The sequence below is a fragment of the Noviherbaspirillum sp. genome, from assembly GCF_035254685.1.
GTDB lineage: Bacteria > Pseudomonadota > Gammaproteobacteria > Burkholderiales > Burkholderiaceae_D > Noviherbaspirillum.
On the sequence record NZ_DATFAI010000018.1, the window covers coordinates 80,670 to 95,163 of the forward strand.

Here is a 14,494-nt window from a genome sequence, read left to right on the forward strand (position 1 = left end):
CCCCGTCAATGTCGGCCATTCAGTGCTCGCGCCCTCCCGGGCCACCCTGTCCATAGGGTGGATGCCGGCCGCCTTTCTGCGCCTGGCCCGGCGGCTGGCGATGCTCTCCTGCGGGCGGCTGCCCATAAGGACGACGATCGTCCGGACCGCGCCGGGATCCCGGCTCCGGCCGGGGAACGGCGCGAGGACCGGGCTGAGGAACAGCGCGCGGAACATGCTGTGGCGGCGGCGGGCGATAGACGTCCGGCCGGTGGACCGGATGTGGCCGATGGCTCCAGTAGTCGCGCTGCGGATACCATGGCCTGCCGCGGTAGTGATGATCCCAGTAGGTACCGATGCTGAATGTGATGATCGCGATGCCGATCGCCGGGCCGTAAGTGATCACGGGGACATTCGCTCCCTGATAGGGATAAACGATATTTCCCGCGTAGACCCAGCCACGATCCGCGCCGATCATGACGTCGCACCAGGTGTAATCCCCGAGGCAGCCCTGGACAGATATGGAAACACCACCGCGCAGGATCGCCACCACGGGATAGTCCCTGGACGGGCCGGCCCGCATGTGCACGTCTTTCGAAACGTAAGCCATCTGTTGCGCCTGCGCTGGCGACGGCATGCCGACGAGCGCGGCCGCCAGGAGGCCGAGCTGACCGAGAGTCTTGGCAAATTTCATGTCATCCCTCACGTCTTGCGCCACGGCAGTCGAGGAATCCCGGATGAACTGCCGGTCTGGAATCAGCGTAAGCCAGCCACCCTCGCCTTGCTTGTCGGATATCAAGCGCACCATGGCACGACAGACAAACATCGGAAATCCTTGATTCAGGACAGGAAATGCACTTGCGCGGGAAGTGGATCTGCGGCCTGCATCGCAACGCAGCAAGCGCAAACCGAGCGAAGCCGGATCACGCGACAGCCAATGCGCGCGTGGCGATCCTTGCGATCATCCCTTCCAGTACTTCGAATACACGGCAAGGACGTCCGTCTTGACTACATCCGCGCCGGTATTCGGATCCTGGACCACGATCGCGTACTCATCAGGATTCGACGTGTTTTGTCTCCACTGCCATCCGGTGTAGCCGACACCGGCGGCATTCATGCGGCTGAGTCCCGCATTCAGATAAAACGTCGTAGGGTCGTCGCCGGTTCGCACACCAAACTGCTGGATGAACACAGGAACATTCCGCGACGCCTTCATGTTCACCAGCGCTCCGAGCCGCATCTCCAGGTTCGCAAGGTTTTCTGCCTGCGTCTGATTGGTGCGAATGAAAAGATTGCCGGTGTACACGACCCGGTTCGCCCAGCGCGGCGCCGGGATATATGCCTCATCGCACAGGTTGATGTTGTAGGCATCGCGCGGCCCGACAAGAAACGGCGTTCTCTTATCGCCGGCCACATCTTCAATGGCCGCCATCAACTCCTGATAGAACGCAGACACGTCGTCGCCGTAGGATGAATCCCTCCCTGCGAGGGGTTCGGGCAAGAGTTCATAGAACGCGATCTTCGGCATATCCTTGAGAATGCCGGCGAGATAGATCCACGACTCCTTGAATAGCTGGCGCTGAGTCAGGTCCGTCCAGAAGTTGCGGCCGCCGGGATAGGTGCCGTCCGGATCGCAATACTGCGCCGTGGCTGCGTCCTGGAGGCCATTCTGGCCGCAGTTGGAGTCGATGACAGGAATCACCCACAGTCCGGCATCAGTGCACCATTGGATCTCCTGAAGGAATTGCGCCAGATGGTCGGACTTGAAGTGCCCGGGGGAAGTGTCGTCCCGGCTTTCGACATTCGTGCCGCCATAGAGCCCCCACCAGCGGATAAGAACGCGAACGACATTGCCACCTTGCGCAGCGATGGTTGCCGCGTCGTAGCTTCGCATCTTGCCCCACGTGCCTTCATTGATGCCGCGCAGCGTCGTCGCAGTGCCATCCGGCGCCAGCATGGTTGAGCCGCTCAGCGTCAGTCTTGCCGGTAATGAAGGAGCCGGTGTGGGTGCAGGTACAGGCGCCGCTGGCGGCGTCGGTGCTGGAGTTGGCGCAGGCGTGGACGATGGACTTGTCGGCGATGATGAACCCGTACCGCCGCCGCAGGCCACGGACACGAGAGTGCCCAACAATGAAACAAGGGCAGACCGGCGCCCGGGGGAATAATGCGTCTTGTCACTCATGGTCAACTCCTGGCGGAAAAACGATCATGGGGCATGCGGCATTCTCGACTGTGAAATACAGTTCGTTTCCATGGAACGCGGGATATCAGCCAATCCATCAGTCACTCGGCGCGTCCAAAGGTTCATGGCTCAACGCCGCCCGGCTCTCACAAGTTGACAAATTAATTTCATCATGAAGGCATGGCGCCGCGCTGCGGGCGCGCCCATCGTATTCGGCTTCCGCCGGAAGCATCGCGAGGGGCCGATGATGTCGCGGCTCGCGAAGAAAGTTGTGCGTCTGGCCACGATCATGCCGAGCTTGTGCGATATCACTCTGACAAAGGTTTGAAGGGCGTCTTTCCTCGATTAAAGCCAGGCAGGAATGTTTCCGTGACGGAAGCTGAGATAGATCATATACTGTGTTTTCATACAGTATATGCTTCACCGCATGACCTCGCGTTTCACCACCCCTCAAACCCTGCCCGACTACGCCGAATTGCAGTGCGTGTCCAATTTCACTTTCCTGCGCGGAGCATCGCACGCGGAAGAACTGGCAGCGCGTGCCGCCAGCCTTGGCTATGCGGCGCTGGCGATTACCGATGAATGCTCGCTGGCCGGCGTGGTGCGCGCGCACGTCGAGGCGAAGAAGCTGGGGCTGCACCTGGTCATCGGCAGCCAGTTTCAACTGGTAGAGGAAGACGGCGGCCCGGCGTGGTCGCTGATCCTGCTTGCCACCAACCGTGAAGGTTACGGCAACCTGTCAGAACTGATCACGCTAGGACGCACGCGCGCGGAAAAAGGCGCGTACCGCCTGATGCCGTCCGACTTCACCCACCCCGAACCGGCCTATGTGCACTTGCGCGGCCTGCCGCATTGCCTCGCCATCCTGACGCCGGCGCATGGCGTCGAAGCCAAGCGATTCAAAACGCAGGCCGCATGGCTGGCGAATGCCTTTCCCGGTCGCGCATGGATCGCCATGACACTACTGCATCGCAGCCGCGACGAGCAGCATCGCACCGTCGTCGAGCAAGTTGCACAGGAGCTGGGCCTGCCCATTGCCGCGACCGGTGATGTCTGCATGCATGTGCGCTCGCGCAAGCCCTTGCAGGATACGCTCACCGCGATCCGGATCGGCAAGCCGGTTGCCGAATGCGGCTATGCGCTTGCGCCGAATGCCGAACAGCATCTGCGTTCGCGGCTGCGACTGGCAAACCTGTATTCACCCGAGGCATTGGCGGAAACGGTGCGCATCGCTTCGCTGTGCACCTTCTCGCTCGACGAACTGCGTTATGAATACCCGGACGAACTGGTGCCCGGAGGCGAGACGCCGACGAGCTACCTGCGCAAGGAAACCTATATCGGTGCATCGCGGCGTTTCCCCGCCGGCATTCCGCTGAAGGTGCAGGAGCAGGTCGAGCATGAACTGCAGCTGATCGCCGAGATGGCCTACGAAGCTTACTTCCTCACGGTGTTCGACATCGTGCGCTTTGCGCGCAGCAAACATATCTTGTGCCAGGGCCGCGGCTCGGCGGCCAATTCCGCGGTCTGCTATTGCCTTGGCATCACCGAGGTCGATCCGGCGCGCAGCCATACCCTGTTCGAGCGTTTCATCTCGAAGGAACGCAACGAGCCACCGGACATCGACGTCGATTTCGAACACCAGCGCCGCGAAGAAGTCATCCAGTACATCTATGAAAAATACGGCCGGCGGCGCGCCGCGCTGACAGCGGTGGTGATCAGCTACAAGCCGCGCAGCGTGCTGCGCGATGTCGGCAAGGCGCTGGGCGTGGACCTGGCCATCGTCGACCAGGTGGCGAAAACGCATCGCTGGTGGGACGGCAAGACGGGGCTGGCGGCACGCTTCACCGAATGCGGCATGGATGCGGAGTCCCAGATCGCGCAGCAATGGGCCGACATCGCGGAGAAGTTGATGCGTTTCCCGCGCCATCTCTCGCAGCATCCCGGCGGCTTTGTGATCGCGCGCGGCAAACTGTCACGTCTGGTACCGATCGAAAATGCGGCAATGCCCGATCGCAGCGTGGTGCAATGGGACAAGGACGACCTCGATGCGCTCGGCCTGCTCAAGGTGGACATCCTCGCGCTGGGCATGCTCTCCATGATCCGCCGCGCGCTCGATCTGATCAGCACGCAGCGCGGCGAATCGTTCAGCATGCAGGACATTCCCGCCGAAGATCCGGCCACCTACGCAATGATCAGCCAGGCCGATACGGTCGGCGTGTTCCAGATCGAAAGCCGCGCGCAGATGACGATGCTGCCGCGCCTGCGTCCGCAGAAGTTCTACGACCTCGTGATCCAGGTCGCGATCGTGCGCCCCGGACCGATCCAGGGCGGCATGGTGCACCCCTACCTGCGCCGCCGCCAGGGCCTGGAGCCGGTCACTTATCCGAAGGATGAAATCCGGCCGGCGCTGGAACGCACCTGCGGCGTACCGATCTTCCAGGAACAGGTGATGCAGATCGCGATGCTGGCCGCGGATTTCAGCGCCGGTGAAGCGGACCAGCTGCGCCGCTCGATGGCTGCATGGCGGCGCAAGGGCGACCTCGGCAGGTTCCAGGAAAAGCTGAAGAACGGCATGGCGAAGAAAGGCTATGAGGAATCCTTCATCGAAGCCATCGTGCGCCAGATCGAAGGCTTCGCCGAATACGGTTTCCCTGAAAGCCACGCGGCCAGTTTCGCGCTGCTGGCCTATGCCAGCTCATGGATCAAGCGCCACGAGCCGGCCGCCTTCCTCGCCGCGCTGCTCAACAGCCAGCCGATGGGTTTTTACCAGCCCTCGCAGCTCGTGCAGGACGCGCGGCGTCATGGCGTCGAGGTGCGGCCCGTCGATGTCCAGAGCAGTGATTGGGAGACGACGCTGCAGCCACCTATCGATGCCGAACCTGCCGTTCGCCTCGGCCTACACATGGTGCGCGGCCTCGCCTGCGAAGCGGGATGGCGGATCGAGGAAGCGCGCGCGATCCGCAGGTTTGCCGACACGGCGGACCTGGCATTGCGTGCGCAATTGACGCGCCATGACATGCAGATGCTGGCCAATGCGAACGCCCTCGCCAGCCTTGCCGGCAACCGGCGCGAGGCGCTGTGGGAAGCGGCCGCCAGCGAGGCCGACAAGGGCCTGCTCAGGAAAGCGCCGGTGCGCGAAGAAAAGGTGCAGCTCGCAGCACCTACCGAAGGCGAAGATATCGTCGCGGATTACCATGCGCTCGGGCTGACGCTCGGACGCCATCCGGTCGCGCTGCTGCGGCCGATCCTCCTGAAAAAACGCTTCCTGCCGGCCGAGGTGCTCAACACCTTCGCCGATCGCCAGATCGCGCGCGGTTGCGGCATCGTCACCGTGAGGCAGCGACCGCAGACCGCCAGCGGCACCATGTTCGTCACGATCGAGGATGAAACCGGCCTGGTGAATGTGATCGTCTGGCCGGCGCTGGTCGAGCAGTATCGCAAGGAGTTGCTCGCATCGCACCTGCTCGGCGTGTACGGCATCTGGCAATGCGAAGGCAAGGTGCGGCACCTGGTGGCAAAGCGGCTGGTTGATCTGACGCATCTGCTGGGAAGGTTGACCACGCGAAGCCGGGATTTCGCGTGAAACCCGTCGAGAAATCTTTCTCCCGCAAACACCCGGCCGACCCTCCCGGTCGTTTTTTGAGACGCATCAAGATCCGCACAGGCACCGGCAAAACCGATTGGCCGCACTGCGACTCCAATCACATCAGCACCCTTATCCCCTTGCCGGCCCACACCACGCCACACCACGCGTTGATGATGCGCCGGCGTGTTTCCGCAGAGGCGAAGCGATCATGTCCCGTCACCTGAAACTCATCCCGGCATTTGTCCTGATCATGCTGTTGGCTGCATGCGGCGGCGATGGCGGCTCGGGTGCGGGCGTTTCGGTGGCCCGCTTGCTGCCCACGGTATGGACCTCGGAAGGCCGCGCCCTCAACAGTTGCAGCTTCAGCCCAGGCTGTTCCGGCAATCCCTATGCGCCCTTCTTCGCATCGGCGTCGATGGCCCCGACGGATGGCGCGACGCTCAACGGCGTGGTCCGGCTGGAAGTGCGCGGCAACGAGATGGCGAACATTGAATTGTTGCCGGCCAGCGGTTACACGCCGCGGCTGGGTGTATTCAACATTACCGGAGACAAGACGATTGCGTGGCTGGACTTCGATACCACCACTTTGCCAAACGGACCCTTGAGCGTTCGCATCAGCGCATTCAACGTACCGGCCGGGCAACCTGGCGCGACCGAGATCGTCGCCATGCCCGCCCGTACCTGGACCATCAACAACATAGTTGCGCCACCTCCCGGATTCTCCGCGACGGTGACGGCAGCGCCGGCGGACAACACTGTCGTGAGCGGCATTACGCGGCTTGAAATCCATGGCGCAGGCATTGCCAATGCCGAACTGCTTCCCGCCTCCGGCTATGCGCCACGCTTCGCCGTGTTCAACGTGTCGGCGGACAAGACCATGGCGTGGCTGGACTTCGACTCCAGGTCGCTGCCCGACGGCATCACGGATGTCAGGATCAGCGCCTTCAACCTTGAACAGGGCCAGCCGGGTGCGGCCGAAATCGTGGCGATGCCGGTGCGTCGATGGGACCTGCGCAACGGTGGCGCGCCGCCACCGGCAACGCCTTTCATCGCATCGGTAACGATCGCACCGGTGCATGGCGCGATTGTCAGCGGCCGCATGCGGCTGGAGGTGCGCGGCAGCGGCATCCGGAATGTCGAACTGCTGCCGGCCAGTGGCTACACGCCGCGACTCGGCGTATTCAACGTCTCCTTCGACCAGACTTTCGCATGGCTGGACTTCGATACGTCCACGCTGCCCAATGGCATCCTGGAGGCGAGGATCAGTGCCTTCAATGTGCCCGCAGGCCAGCCCGGGGCAGTGGAAATCATTGCCATGCCGACGCGGCAGTGGGAGGTGCGACACTAGCAGGAAATCCGCTTCGGCAAGGAACAATTCTCGTTTCCCGAACGCGAAGGTGCCGCCGATCAACCGGTGCCATCTACCTGCACATGTTCTGAAGTAGATCAGCAGACAGCTTTCTTGCCGGCTCCATGCCGCTGCACGCTTGCTATGCTGCTTATTGCCCGAAACCTTCTTTCAACAGGGAGAGGCAGCAATGGCTGACATGACATCCCGATCATCCGGCCCGCAGGGCCATCCAAACACATCGACACAACGCGAACATATGATCCGCGAGGCCGCCTATTTTCACGCAGCGCAGCGCGGATTTGCTCCAGGCCACGAACTGGAAGACTGGCTCGCGGCCGAAGCCGAACTTTTCGGAGAAGAAACCCGCCAGCGCGGCGGGCCGTTGCCTGAAGCACCGGACATCGATGCAACAGAAATCGACGAAGCGGAAATCGACGAAGCCGCCTTCGACATGCACCACGGCGGCGCCCGCGGCGCATGGCAGGACGATACCTTGAAGCAGATCATCCGCCACCATCCGCAGCGTGCCATTCCACAGGTCGAAGCGATGGAAGCACGGGAAGCTCCGCACAGGGAATGACAGGCCCCGCAAACAGGAGGAAAACATGAGCACGCATCTCACGCAGGTCGGCGCACCGGATCCCGCACTCAAGAATTCACCCATCTTCGACGAGTATGATGAGCTCTCGCTGGACATGGAGTTCGAAGCCGGCGCCTGCTATTTCAACAATGTGAGCTACCCCATCGGCCAGTACGTGCTGAGCGGCAGCGAGCTGCTGCATTGCGAAGAGCGCGGCGTGTGGGTGCGGCGAGGCGAAAAGAGGACTGACCACCTTTGACAATCGTTGCGATGAGCACAGGTTGGCCATCACGCCGTCGATTCATTTCGCTCCGTTTTCCACTTCCGCAATCCAGCGCACGATCTCGTCGCCCGAGGCCGCCGGTGCGCCCATGTGGTTGGAATCCAGTTCGCGAAACTGGTTGAGGGGATGCGGCGGAAGTGCCTCGAACATCGATCGCCTGGTGGCCAGCAGGCTCGGGTAATCATCACGGGGAGAAAGGAACAGGACCGGGGTTTGCGGCTTCATGTTCTTCACGGCGATCTGCATGTTCATCGCACCATCGGGATCGAACCAGCCGAGATAGGACGATGCGGCGCAGATGACCGGAAACGTTCCCTTCTTTCCTTCGGCGTCGAAGAAGCGCGCTGTCTCGCTTCCCTTGCCTTCTGCGACCATCTTGCGGGCGAGGTCCACATATTCCCCGAGTTCCTTGCGGAAAAACGGGATGCCCACGTCGCCACCCGGTGCAATCGCGATAATGCCGTCCAGTGCGTGCCCTCCACCGAAGTGAAGTGCGAACACGCCGCCCTGGCTATGTCCCGCGATGAACAGCTTCTGCGCCCCCCTTGCTTCGCAGCGCGTCCAGTGCCGCTTCCACTTCGCGGTCCGCGGCGCTGACGTCTGCATCGTATTGACGGCGTGCCGACCATGGCATTTCCAGGTTGGCGACAAGATACCCTTGCTGTTCGAGGCGGCTTGCGAGCGCGGCAACATGCTTGCCCGGCGCGCCGGCCTTGCCGTGCATGATCACGATTCCCGTTGCCGGCGGCGACTGGCACGCCCCGCCCTGCGGCAGGATCATCGTCACGAGCGCCGTGGCCAGCACGGCGAATTGTCGAAGCATTGCGATCATGATGGTTCTCCCGGCGTGAATTTTGTAAATGTCGGTCCTTGCCGCAGATCAGTATGCTCGATCCAGAGCGCGCATGGCAAATCCGGCACGCATCCTTGGCAGGCGGAGGACGTATCATGCAACATCAACGGCATTGCCCAACCATTTATCGAGACAGCCATGAAGCCCACTCCCGCCACAGCCCTTCAACTGCTCCATCGCGCGTCGTCCGGCGCGCTGGCGACGCATGCTACGCAGATGCCAGGCTACCCGTTCGCTACCGCCCTTCCTTTCGTACCCGACGAGCTGCATCGTCCGGTCTTCCTGGTCAGCACACTTGCGGAACATACGAAAAACCTGGTCGCCAATCCCCATGCCAGTTTTCTTCTCACGGATCCGCAGGCACCCGATGTGCTGGATGCGCCGCGCATGACGATCATTGGCGACGCAACGCGGCTGGAGCCATCGCCCGGACTGGTCGCGCGTTTCGTGCGCTATCAGCCGCAGGCGGAGCAATATCTTGCGTTGGGTGATTTTTCCTTCTATGCCTTGTCGCCGAAGCGGGTGCGTTACATTGCCGGCTTCGCGAAGATGGGATGGATCGAGGAAAGCGAATGGTTTGACGTGAAGCCGCTGGCGCTGGCCGAAGAGGCGAGGCTCGTTACGAAACTGGATGGGCGATTGCCGACGAACATTCGCGTGCTCGGCATCGACCGCTATGGCATTGACCTGATCCGTGAAGGAGTGCGGGAACGGAAAACATTTTCCGGGCCGCTGCCTGATGAAGAGCTTGCAAGGGAACTGGAACAACTCCCATAGCCGTGTTCCGGTCCAGGCGCGATTTTCAGCAGTTGGCACTCAGCCCACGCGGTCTTCCCGGACAAGGCATTGCACGGCAAGCACTGAACGCCGCTGCTCCTCTCAGCGGCGCGGGTTGCCCTTCATGGACTCCGGCGTGATCGCGAACTCGGTCTGTGTGACGCCGGCATCCTTTGGCCCGCAACCGCCACAGCTGCCGCAGCCGGTCAGGCAGGATGCGGCAGCTTCCGCTTCCCTTTCCAGCCGCAGTGCGGCGCTTTCCCAGCCGAGCGCGCGCAGGGCTCGCGCCGCACCCAGGCGCAGTCCGCGCTTGACGGTTCGAGGCAGGTAACGCCGCATGACCGCAACGGCGGCAACGACAACGATGACGGCAACCACGAGTTCCTGCATCATCCGCCTCCCAGCAAGGTCCGGCTGATCTGGTAGGTGGCGAAGGACGCGAGGTAGGCCAGCGCAAACATGTAGACCGTCATCGCGATCACCGGCTTCCAGGAGTTGGTCTCGCGCTTGACGGTGGAAAGCGTCGAGATGCATTGGGGCGCGAACACGTACCACGCCAGCAGCGACAAGGCCGTCGGCAGGCTCCAGGTGGCGGCGATCATTGGCGTCAGTGCCGTTGCAAGTTCCTCGCCGGTGGCCGACAGTGCATACACGGTGCCCAGCGCGCCGACAGCGACTTCACGCGCCGCCATACCGGGAATCAGCGCGATGGCGATCTGCCAGTTGAAACCGATCGGCGCGAATACATGCTGCAGCAACTGGCCGAGCCGCCCTGCAATGCTGTACTGGATGGCTGGTCCGACTGCGCCTTCCGGCGGCGCCGGGAAGCTGGAGAGGAACCAGAGGATCACCATGATGGAAAGGATGATGGTGCCGACGCGCATGACGAAGACCCGGGCGCGTTCCCACAGGCCGATGGCGAGGTTGTGCAGATTCGGCCAGTGGTAGTTCGGCAGTTCCAGCATCAGCGGCGTGTAACGACCCTTGCCGAACGTGCGCTTGAATACATAGGCAACGGCCATGGCCGACACGATGCCCGCCACGTACAGGGCGAACAGCACCAGCCCTTGCAGGTTGAAGATGCCGACCGTGCGGTTCGGAATGAACGCGCCGATGACCAGCGCATACACCGGCAGGCGCGCGGAACAGGTCATCAGCGGCGCGATCATGATGGTCGCAAGCCGGTCGCGCGGATCCTGGATGGTGCGTGTCGCCATGATGCCGGGCACCGCGCAGGCAAAGCTGGAGAGCAAAGGAATGAAGGCGCGGCCCGACAGGCCGACGGTGCCCATCAGCCGGTCGAGCAGGAACGCGGCGCGCGGCAGGTAGCCGGAATCCTCCAGCACGAGAATGAAGAAGAACAGGATCAGGATCTGCGGCAGGAACACCAGCACGCTGCCGACACCGGAAAGAACGCCGTCGACAATCAGGCTGCGCAGCACGCCATCAGGCATTGCGCCATGCACTGCCTGGCCGAGCGCGTCGACGCCGGACTTGATCCACTCCATCGGCAAGGCCGACCAGCTGAATACTGCCTGGAACACCATGAACAGCAGCACCGCGAGGATCGGATAGCCGAGCACCGGATGCAATACCACGGCATCGATACGGTCGCCGGCCGTGTGCGTTTCGCCATGACGGGTGATGACGGTGTCGAGGATGCGGCGGACTTCGCGCTGCGTCTGTTCCAGCGTGTCGCCCGTGCCGGCGTTGAAGGTGGTATCCGCGACGGCCGGTGCCTGATCCGATCGCGCGGACACTTTGTCCAGTTGCGCGATCAGCGCCTCAGCCCCGCCGGGCTTGACGGCAACCGTTTCGATGACGGGGATGCCAAGTTCCTCCTGCAGCCGCACGACGTCGATTTCCAGGCCGCGCTTTTTCGCGACGTCCATCATGTTCAGCGCGAGGATCGTCGGGCGCTTCAGATGCAGCACCTCCAGCACGAGGCGCAGGTTGAGGCGGAGGTTGGTCGCATCGGCGACCAGCACGATCACGTCGGGGAGTTTTTCATCGGCCTGCTTGCCGAACAGGACGTCCCGGGTGATGGCCTCGTCCGGCGTCATCGCATTCAGACTGTAGGCGCCGGGAAGATCGATGACCTTGTAGGAGCGGCCGCTTGCGGAAGTGAATTGCCCTTCCTTGCGTTCGACCGTCACGCCGGCGTAGTTGGCGACCTTCTGGCGCGCGCCGGTCATGCGGTTGAACAGTGCGGTTTTGCCGCAATTCGGGTTGCCGACCAGAGCCAGGTGCAACGGTCTCGAGCTTGTCATGAATGTGGTGTGCTTCAGTTCACGTGATGGTTGGTGCGAACGACGTGAACCAGGGATGCTTCGTGACGCCGCAACGCGAAAGTCGTGTTGCCGACGCGCACGGCGATGGGATCGCGGCGCGGAAAGGATTCGGCAACGATGCGTATCGATTCTCCGGGAACGAAGCCGAGCTCGATGAGGCGGCGCTTCATTGCTGCATGCTCTGCCCCTTCCTTGTCCATCAAGCCGATCACGTTCGCGTGATCGCCCTTCTTCAACTGCCCAAGATGAACCACCTCAAGATGCATGGGCTGCACATTGTTTGACATTTCTGGCTTTCAAGAAATTCGGTTTCGATACCGTTTTACCGCACACCATAAATGATAATGATTCTTAATAAGGCTTGCAATCGTCCAGAAGGATAAATTGCGTAGTCAATAGTGTTATGTCAAAGAGGCAAACAATATCCGTCATCAGTCTGATCTTGCCAAAAACGCTGCATCTTCGACAACACGCAGCCGTTCATCATCCTGCGCGCGGAGCTCGAAGCGGATCCTGCGCGGGCTCGCGCCTGCTGCATCCAAGGCACGAACCCGCGCTGCCACCATGCGCGATGCGGCAGCATCAACGTCAATGATGTCAGCAGATACCAGCTCGACGGCTTCCTCCCCGGCAACCGTAATGCGATACGCATGCGGTCGCTCGTCCATATTCATCACCTGCAGCCGATACACGTTCTCGACCTTGCCACCGGCAAATTCCCGGCCAGCGTCGATGCGATCGCGTATCACGTCAAGCCTCAGTGGAACGCGCGTCACCAGCGCCGCGATGTACAGCACCAGGCCAAGCGCCAGCACGCCAACGTAGGCCAGCACGCGCGGGCGTGCGATCCGGCGCAGGACTTGTCTTGCCGACAAGCCTTTCTGCATGGCGTTCTGCGTGGAATAGCGGATCAGTCCGCGCGGTGCGCCGATCCTGTCCATGACCGAGTCGCAGGCATCGATGCAGGAAGCGCAGTCAATGCATTCGGATGCCAGGCCCATGCGAATGTCGCTGCCGGTCGGACAAACCTGCAGGCACAGCGAACAGTCGATGCAGTCGCCAAGTCGATTCGTCGCACCGCGTCGCCAGCTGCGCCGCACGCCGCGCGGCTCGCCACGTTCTGCGTCATAGGTGATGACCAGCGTGTCCTTGTCGAACATCACGCTCTGGAAACGCGCATAGGCGCACATGTGCTGGCAGACCTGCTCGCGCAACCAGCCCGCGTTCATATAGGCAAGGCTGCCGTAGAAGAGAATCCAGAATGCCTGCCACGATCCAAGGGAAAAATCCGCGATATCACGCAGCAGCGTGTGTATCGGGACGAAGTAACTGACCAGCGTGGTGCCGGTCCACAGCGCGACGGCGATCCACGCAAGATGCTTGATGCCCTTTCGAGCCAGCTTCTCCGCCGACAGCGGCTGCCTGTCGAGCCGGATGCGCGCACTGCGGCTGCCTTCGGCCTTGCGCTCGATCCACATGAAGATCTCCGCATACACCGTATGCGGACAGGCGAAACTGCACCACACTCTCCCCGCGATCGCGCTCAGCAGGAACAGCAATCCGGCACAGAGGATGAGCAGCCCGGCGAGATAAATGAAATCCTGCGGCCACAGGACAAGCCCGAAGACATAGAACTTGCGCGCCGCCAGGTCGAACAATACCGCCGACCGCCCATTCCAGCGCAGCCAAGGCAAGCCGTAGTACACCGCCTGCGTGATCCAGACACAGGCCCAGCGCCACCTCGCATAACGCCCGGATACCTCGCGGACATAGATCTTCGCGCCGCTCATGGGCTTCGCTTGTCCACGGAAAACACTGAAAACACGGAAAGAATCTTTTCGTGTCTTTCGTGTTTTTCGTGGACCATAGTTTTTGCCTTCGCTTGGCGTTACAACAGACGCTCGCGGCTATTTAGGTCCACGAAAAACACCAGGCGCACCCCACGAAAGACACGAAAGGGTGTTTCCGTGTTTTCAGTGTTTTCCGTGGACAAAAGCTTTTCAGCGCCGCATCGCGCGGCTGACTTCGTGCACCGTCTCCACCAGCACCGACACCGCTTCCGGCGGCGTGTACTGCGAGATGCCGTGGCCGAGGTTGAACACGTGCCCGTTGCCTGCTGCCGGCTTGCCAAACGCTTCCAGCACTTTCGTGGCCTGCTCGCGGATCTGCTGCGGGCCGGCAAACAGGACATTCGGATCCAGGTTGCCCTGCAGCGCAACCTTGTGGCCGACCAGCGCGCGTGCCTTGGCCAGGTTCACCGTCCAGTCCAGCCCGACGGCATCGGCGCCGATGTCGGCGATTTCTTCCAGCCACAGGCCGCCGCCCTTGGTGAATACGATCGAGGGAATGCGGGTACCGTCCTTCTCGCGCTTGAGCTGCCCCACCACTTCGCGCATGTAGGCCAGCGAAAATTCCTGGTACACGCCATCGCCCAGCGCGCCGCCCCAGGTGTCGAAGATCATCACGGCTTGCGCGCCGGCGTCGATCTGGGCATTGAGGTAGGCGGCTACCGCCTGCGCATTGGTCTTGAGGATGTGGTGCATCAGGTCCGGGCGGCTGTACAGCATGGCCTTGACGCGGCGGAAGTCATCCGAACCGCCGCCTTCGACCAT

14 protein-coding genes are annotated in these 14,494 nt (G+C 62.0%); 5 read left to right on the forward strand and 9 right to left on the reverse strand.

Going from position 1 to position 14,494, the window contains the following annotated elements:
* Positions 1–19: 19 nt before the first annotated feature.
* Together VJ698_RS05645 and VJ698_RS05650 are read right to left on the reverse strand one after the other, a co-directional pair.
* Positions 20–805, reverse strand: coding sequence for an SH3 domain-containing protein (locus VJ698_RS05645; RefSeq protein ID WP_324101736.1), 786 nt, complete (start codon positions 803–805; stop codon positions 20–22).
* 135 nt (positions 806–940) lie between these two features.
* The gene (locus VJ698_RS05650; protein WP_324101737.1) at positions 941–1,936 is read right to left on the reverse strand and encodes a glycoside hydrolase family 5 protein; all 996 of its coding nucleotides are present in this window, start codon (positions 1,934–1,936) and stop codon (positions 941–943) included.
* A gap of 652 nt (positions 1,937–2,588) precedes the next feature.
* Here VJ698_RS05650 and VJ698_RS05655 point away from each other — a divergent pair.
* The 4 genes from VJ698_RS05655 to VJ698_RS05670 all read left to right on the forward strand — a co-directional run bounded on the left by VJ698_RS05655 (position 2,589) and on the right by VJ698_RS05670 (position 7,937).
* Complete coding sequence (locus VJ698_RS05655; RefSeq protein WP_324101738.1) at positions 2,589–5,744, forward strand: error-prone DNA polymerase; 3,156 nt, start codon at positions 2,589–2,591, stop codon at positions 5,742–5,744.
* 211 nt (positions 5,745–5,955) lie between these two features.
* Positions 5,956–7,095, forward strand: coding sequence for a hypothetical protein (locus VJ698_RS05660; protein ID WP_324101739.1), 1,140 nt, complete (start codon positions 5,956–5,958; stop codon positions 7,093–7,095).
* 190 nt (positions 7,096–7,285) lie between these two features.
* Positions 7,286–7,678, forward strand: coding sequence for a DUF2934 domain-containing protein (locus VJ698_RS05665; protein WP_324101740.1), 393 nt, complete (start codon positions 7,286–7,288; stop codon positions 7,676–7,678).
* Positions 7,679–7,703: 25 nt separating this feature from the next.
* Entirely contained in the window at positions 7,704–7,937 is a 234-nt protein-coding gene (locus VJ698_RS05670) for a hypothetical protein (protein ID WP_324101741.1), read from the forward strand.
* Between the two features lie 42 nt (positions 7,938–7,979).
* Here VJ698_RS05670 and VJ698_RS05675 read toward each other — a convergent pair whose 3' ends face one another.
* Both VJ698_RS05675 and VJ698_RS05680 read right to left on the reverse strand, forming a co-directional pair.
* A complete protein-coding gene (locus VJ698_RS05675) occupies positions 7,980–8,462 on the reverse strand; it encodes a hypothetical protein (RefSeq protein WP_324101742.1) in 483 nt (160 codons plus the stop codon).
* Positions 8,463–8,472: 10 nt separating this feature from the next.
* Complete coding sequence (locus tag VJ698_RS05680; protein WP_324101743.1) at positions 8,473–8,793, reverse strand: hypothetical protein; 321 nt, start codon at positions 8,791–8,793, stop codon at positions 8,473–8,475.
* 159 nt (positions 8,794–8,952) lie between these two features.
* On the opposite strand from VJ698_RS05680, the gene VJ698_RS05685 reads away from it, so the two are divergent.
* Positions 8,953–9,591: a HugZ family protein gene (locus VJ698_RS05685; RefSeq protein ID WP_324101744.1), complete on the forward strand. Its 639-nt coding sequence runs from the start codon at positions 8,953–8,955 to the stop codon at positions 9,589–9,591.
* Positions 9,592–9,693: 102 nt separating this feature from the next.
* Here the strand turns inward: VJ698_RS05685 and VJ698_RS05690 are convergent, their stop codons facing one another.
* The 5 genes from VJ698_RS05690 to VJ698_RS05710 form a co-directional block, all read right to left on the reverse strand.
* Positions 9,694–9,984 carry a DUF6587 family protein gene (locus VJ698_RS05690; RefSeq protein WP_324101745.1) on the reverse strand — a complete coding sequence of 97 codons (291 nt, stop codon included), beginning with the start codon at positions 9,982–9,984 and terminating at the stop codon, positions 9,694–9,696.
* Positions 9,981–11,861, reverse strand: coding sequence for a ferrous iron transport protein B (feoB, locus tag VJ698_RS05695; RefSeq protein WP_324101746.1), 1,881 nt, complete (start codon positions 11,859–11,861; stop codon positions 9,981–9,983). The genes VJ698_RS05690 and feoB overlap by 4 nt, the downstream gene beginning before the upstream one ends.
* 14 nt (positions 11,862–11,875) lie before the next feature.
* Positions 11,876–12,169 carry a FeoA family protein gene (locus tag VJ698_RS05700; protein ID WP_324101747.1) on the reverse strand — a complete coding sequence of 98 codons (294 nt, stop codon included), beginning with the start codon at positions 12,167–12,169 and terminating at the stop codon, positions 11,876–11,878.
* Between the two features lie 144 nt (positions 12,170–12,313).
* Positions 12,314–13,672 (reverse strand): cytochrome c oxidase accessory protein CcoG, encoded by a 1,359-nt coding sequence (gene ccoG / locus VJ698_RS05705; protein ID WP_324101748.1) that lies wholly within the window; start codon positions 13,670–13,672, stop codon positions 12,314–12,316.
* Positions 13,673–13,882: 210 nt separating this feature from the next.
* A partial coding sequence (locus VJ698_RS05710; RefSeq protein ID WP_324101749.1) for a uroporphyrinogen decarboxylase family protein occupies positions 13,883–14,494 on the reverse strand: 612 nt, incomplete at its 5' end.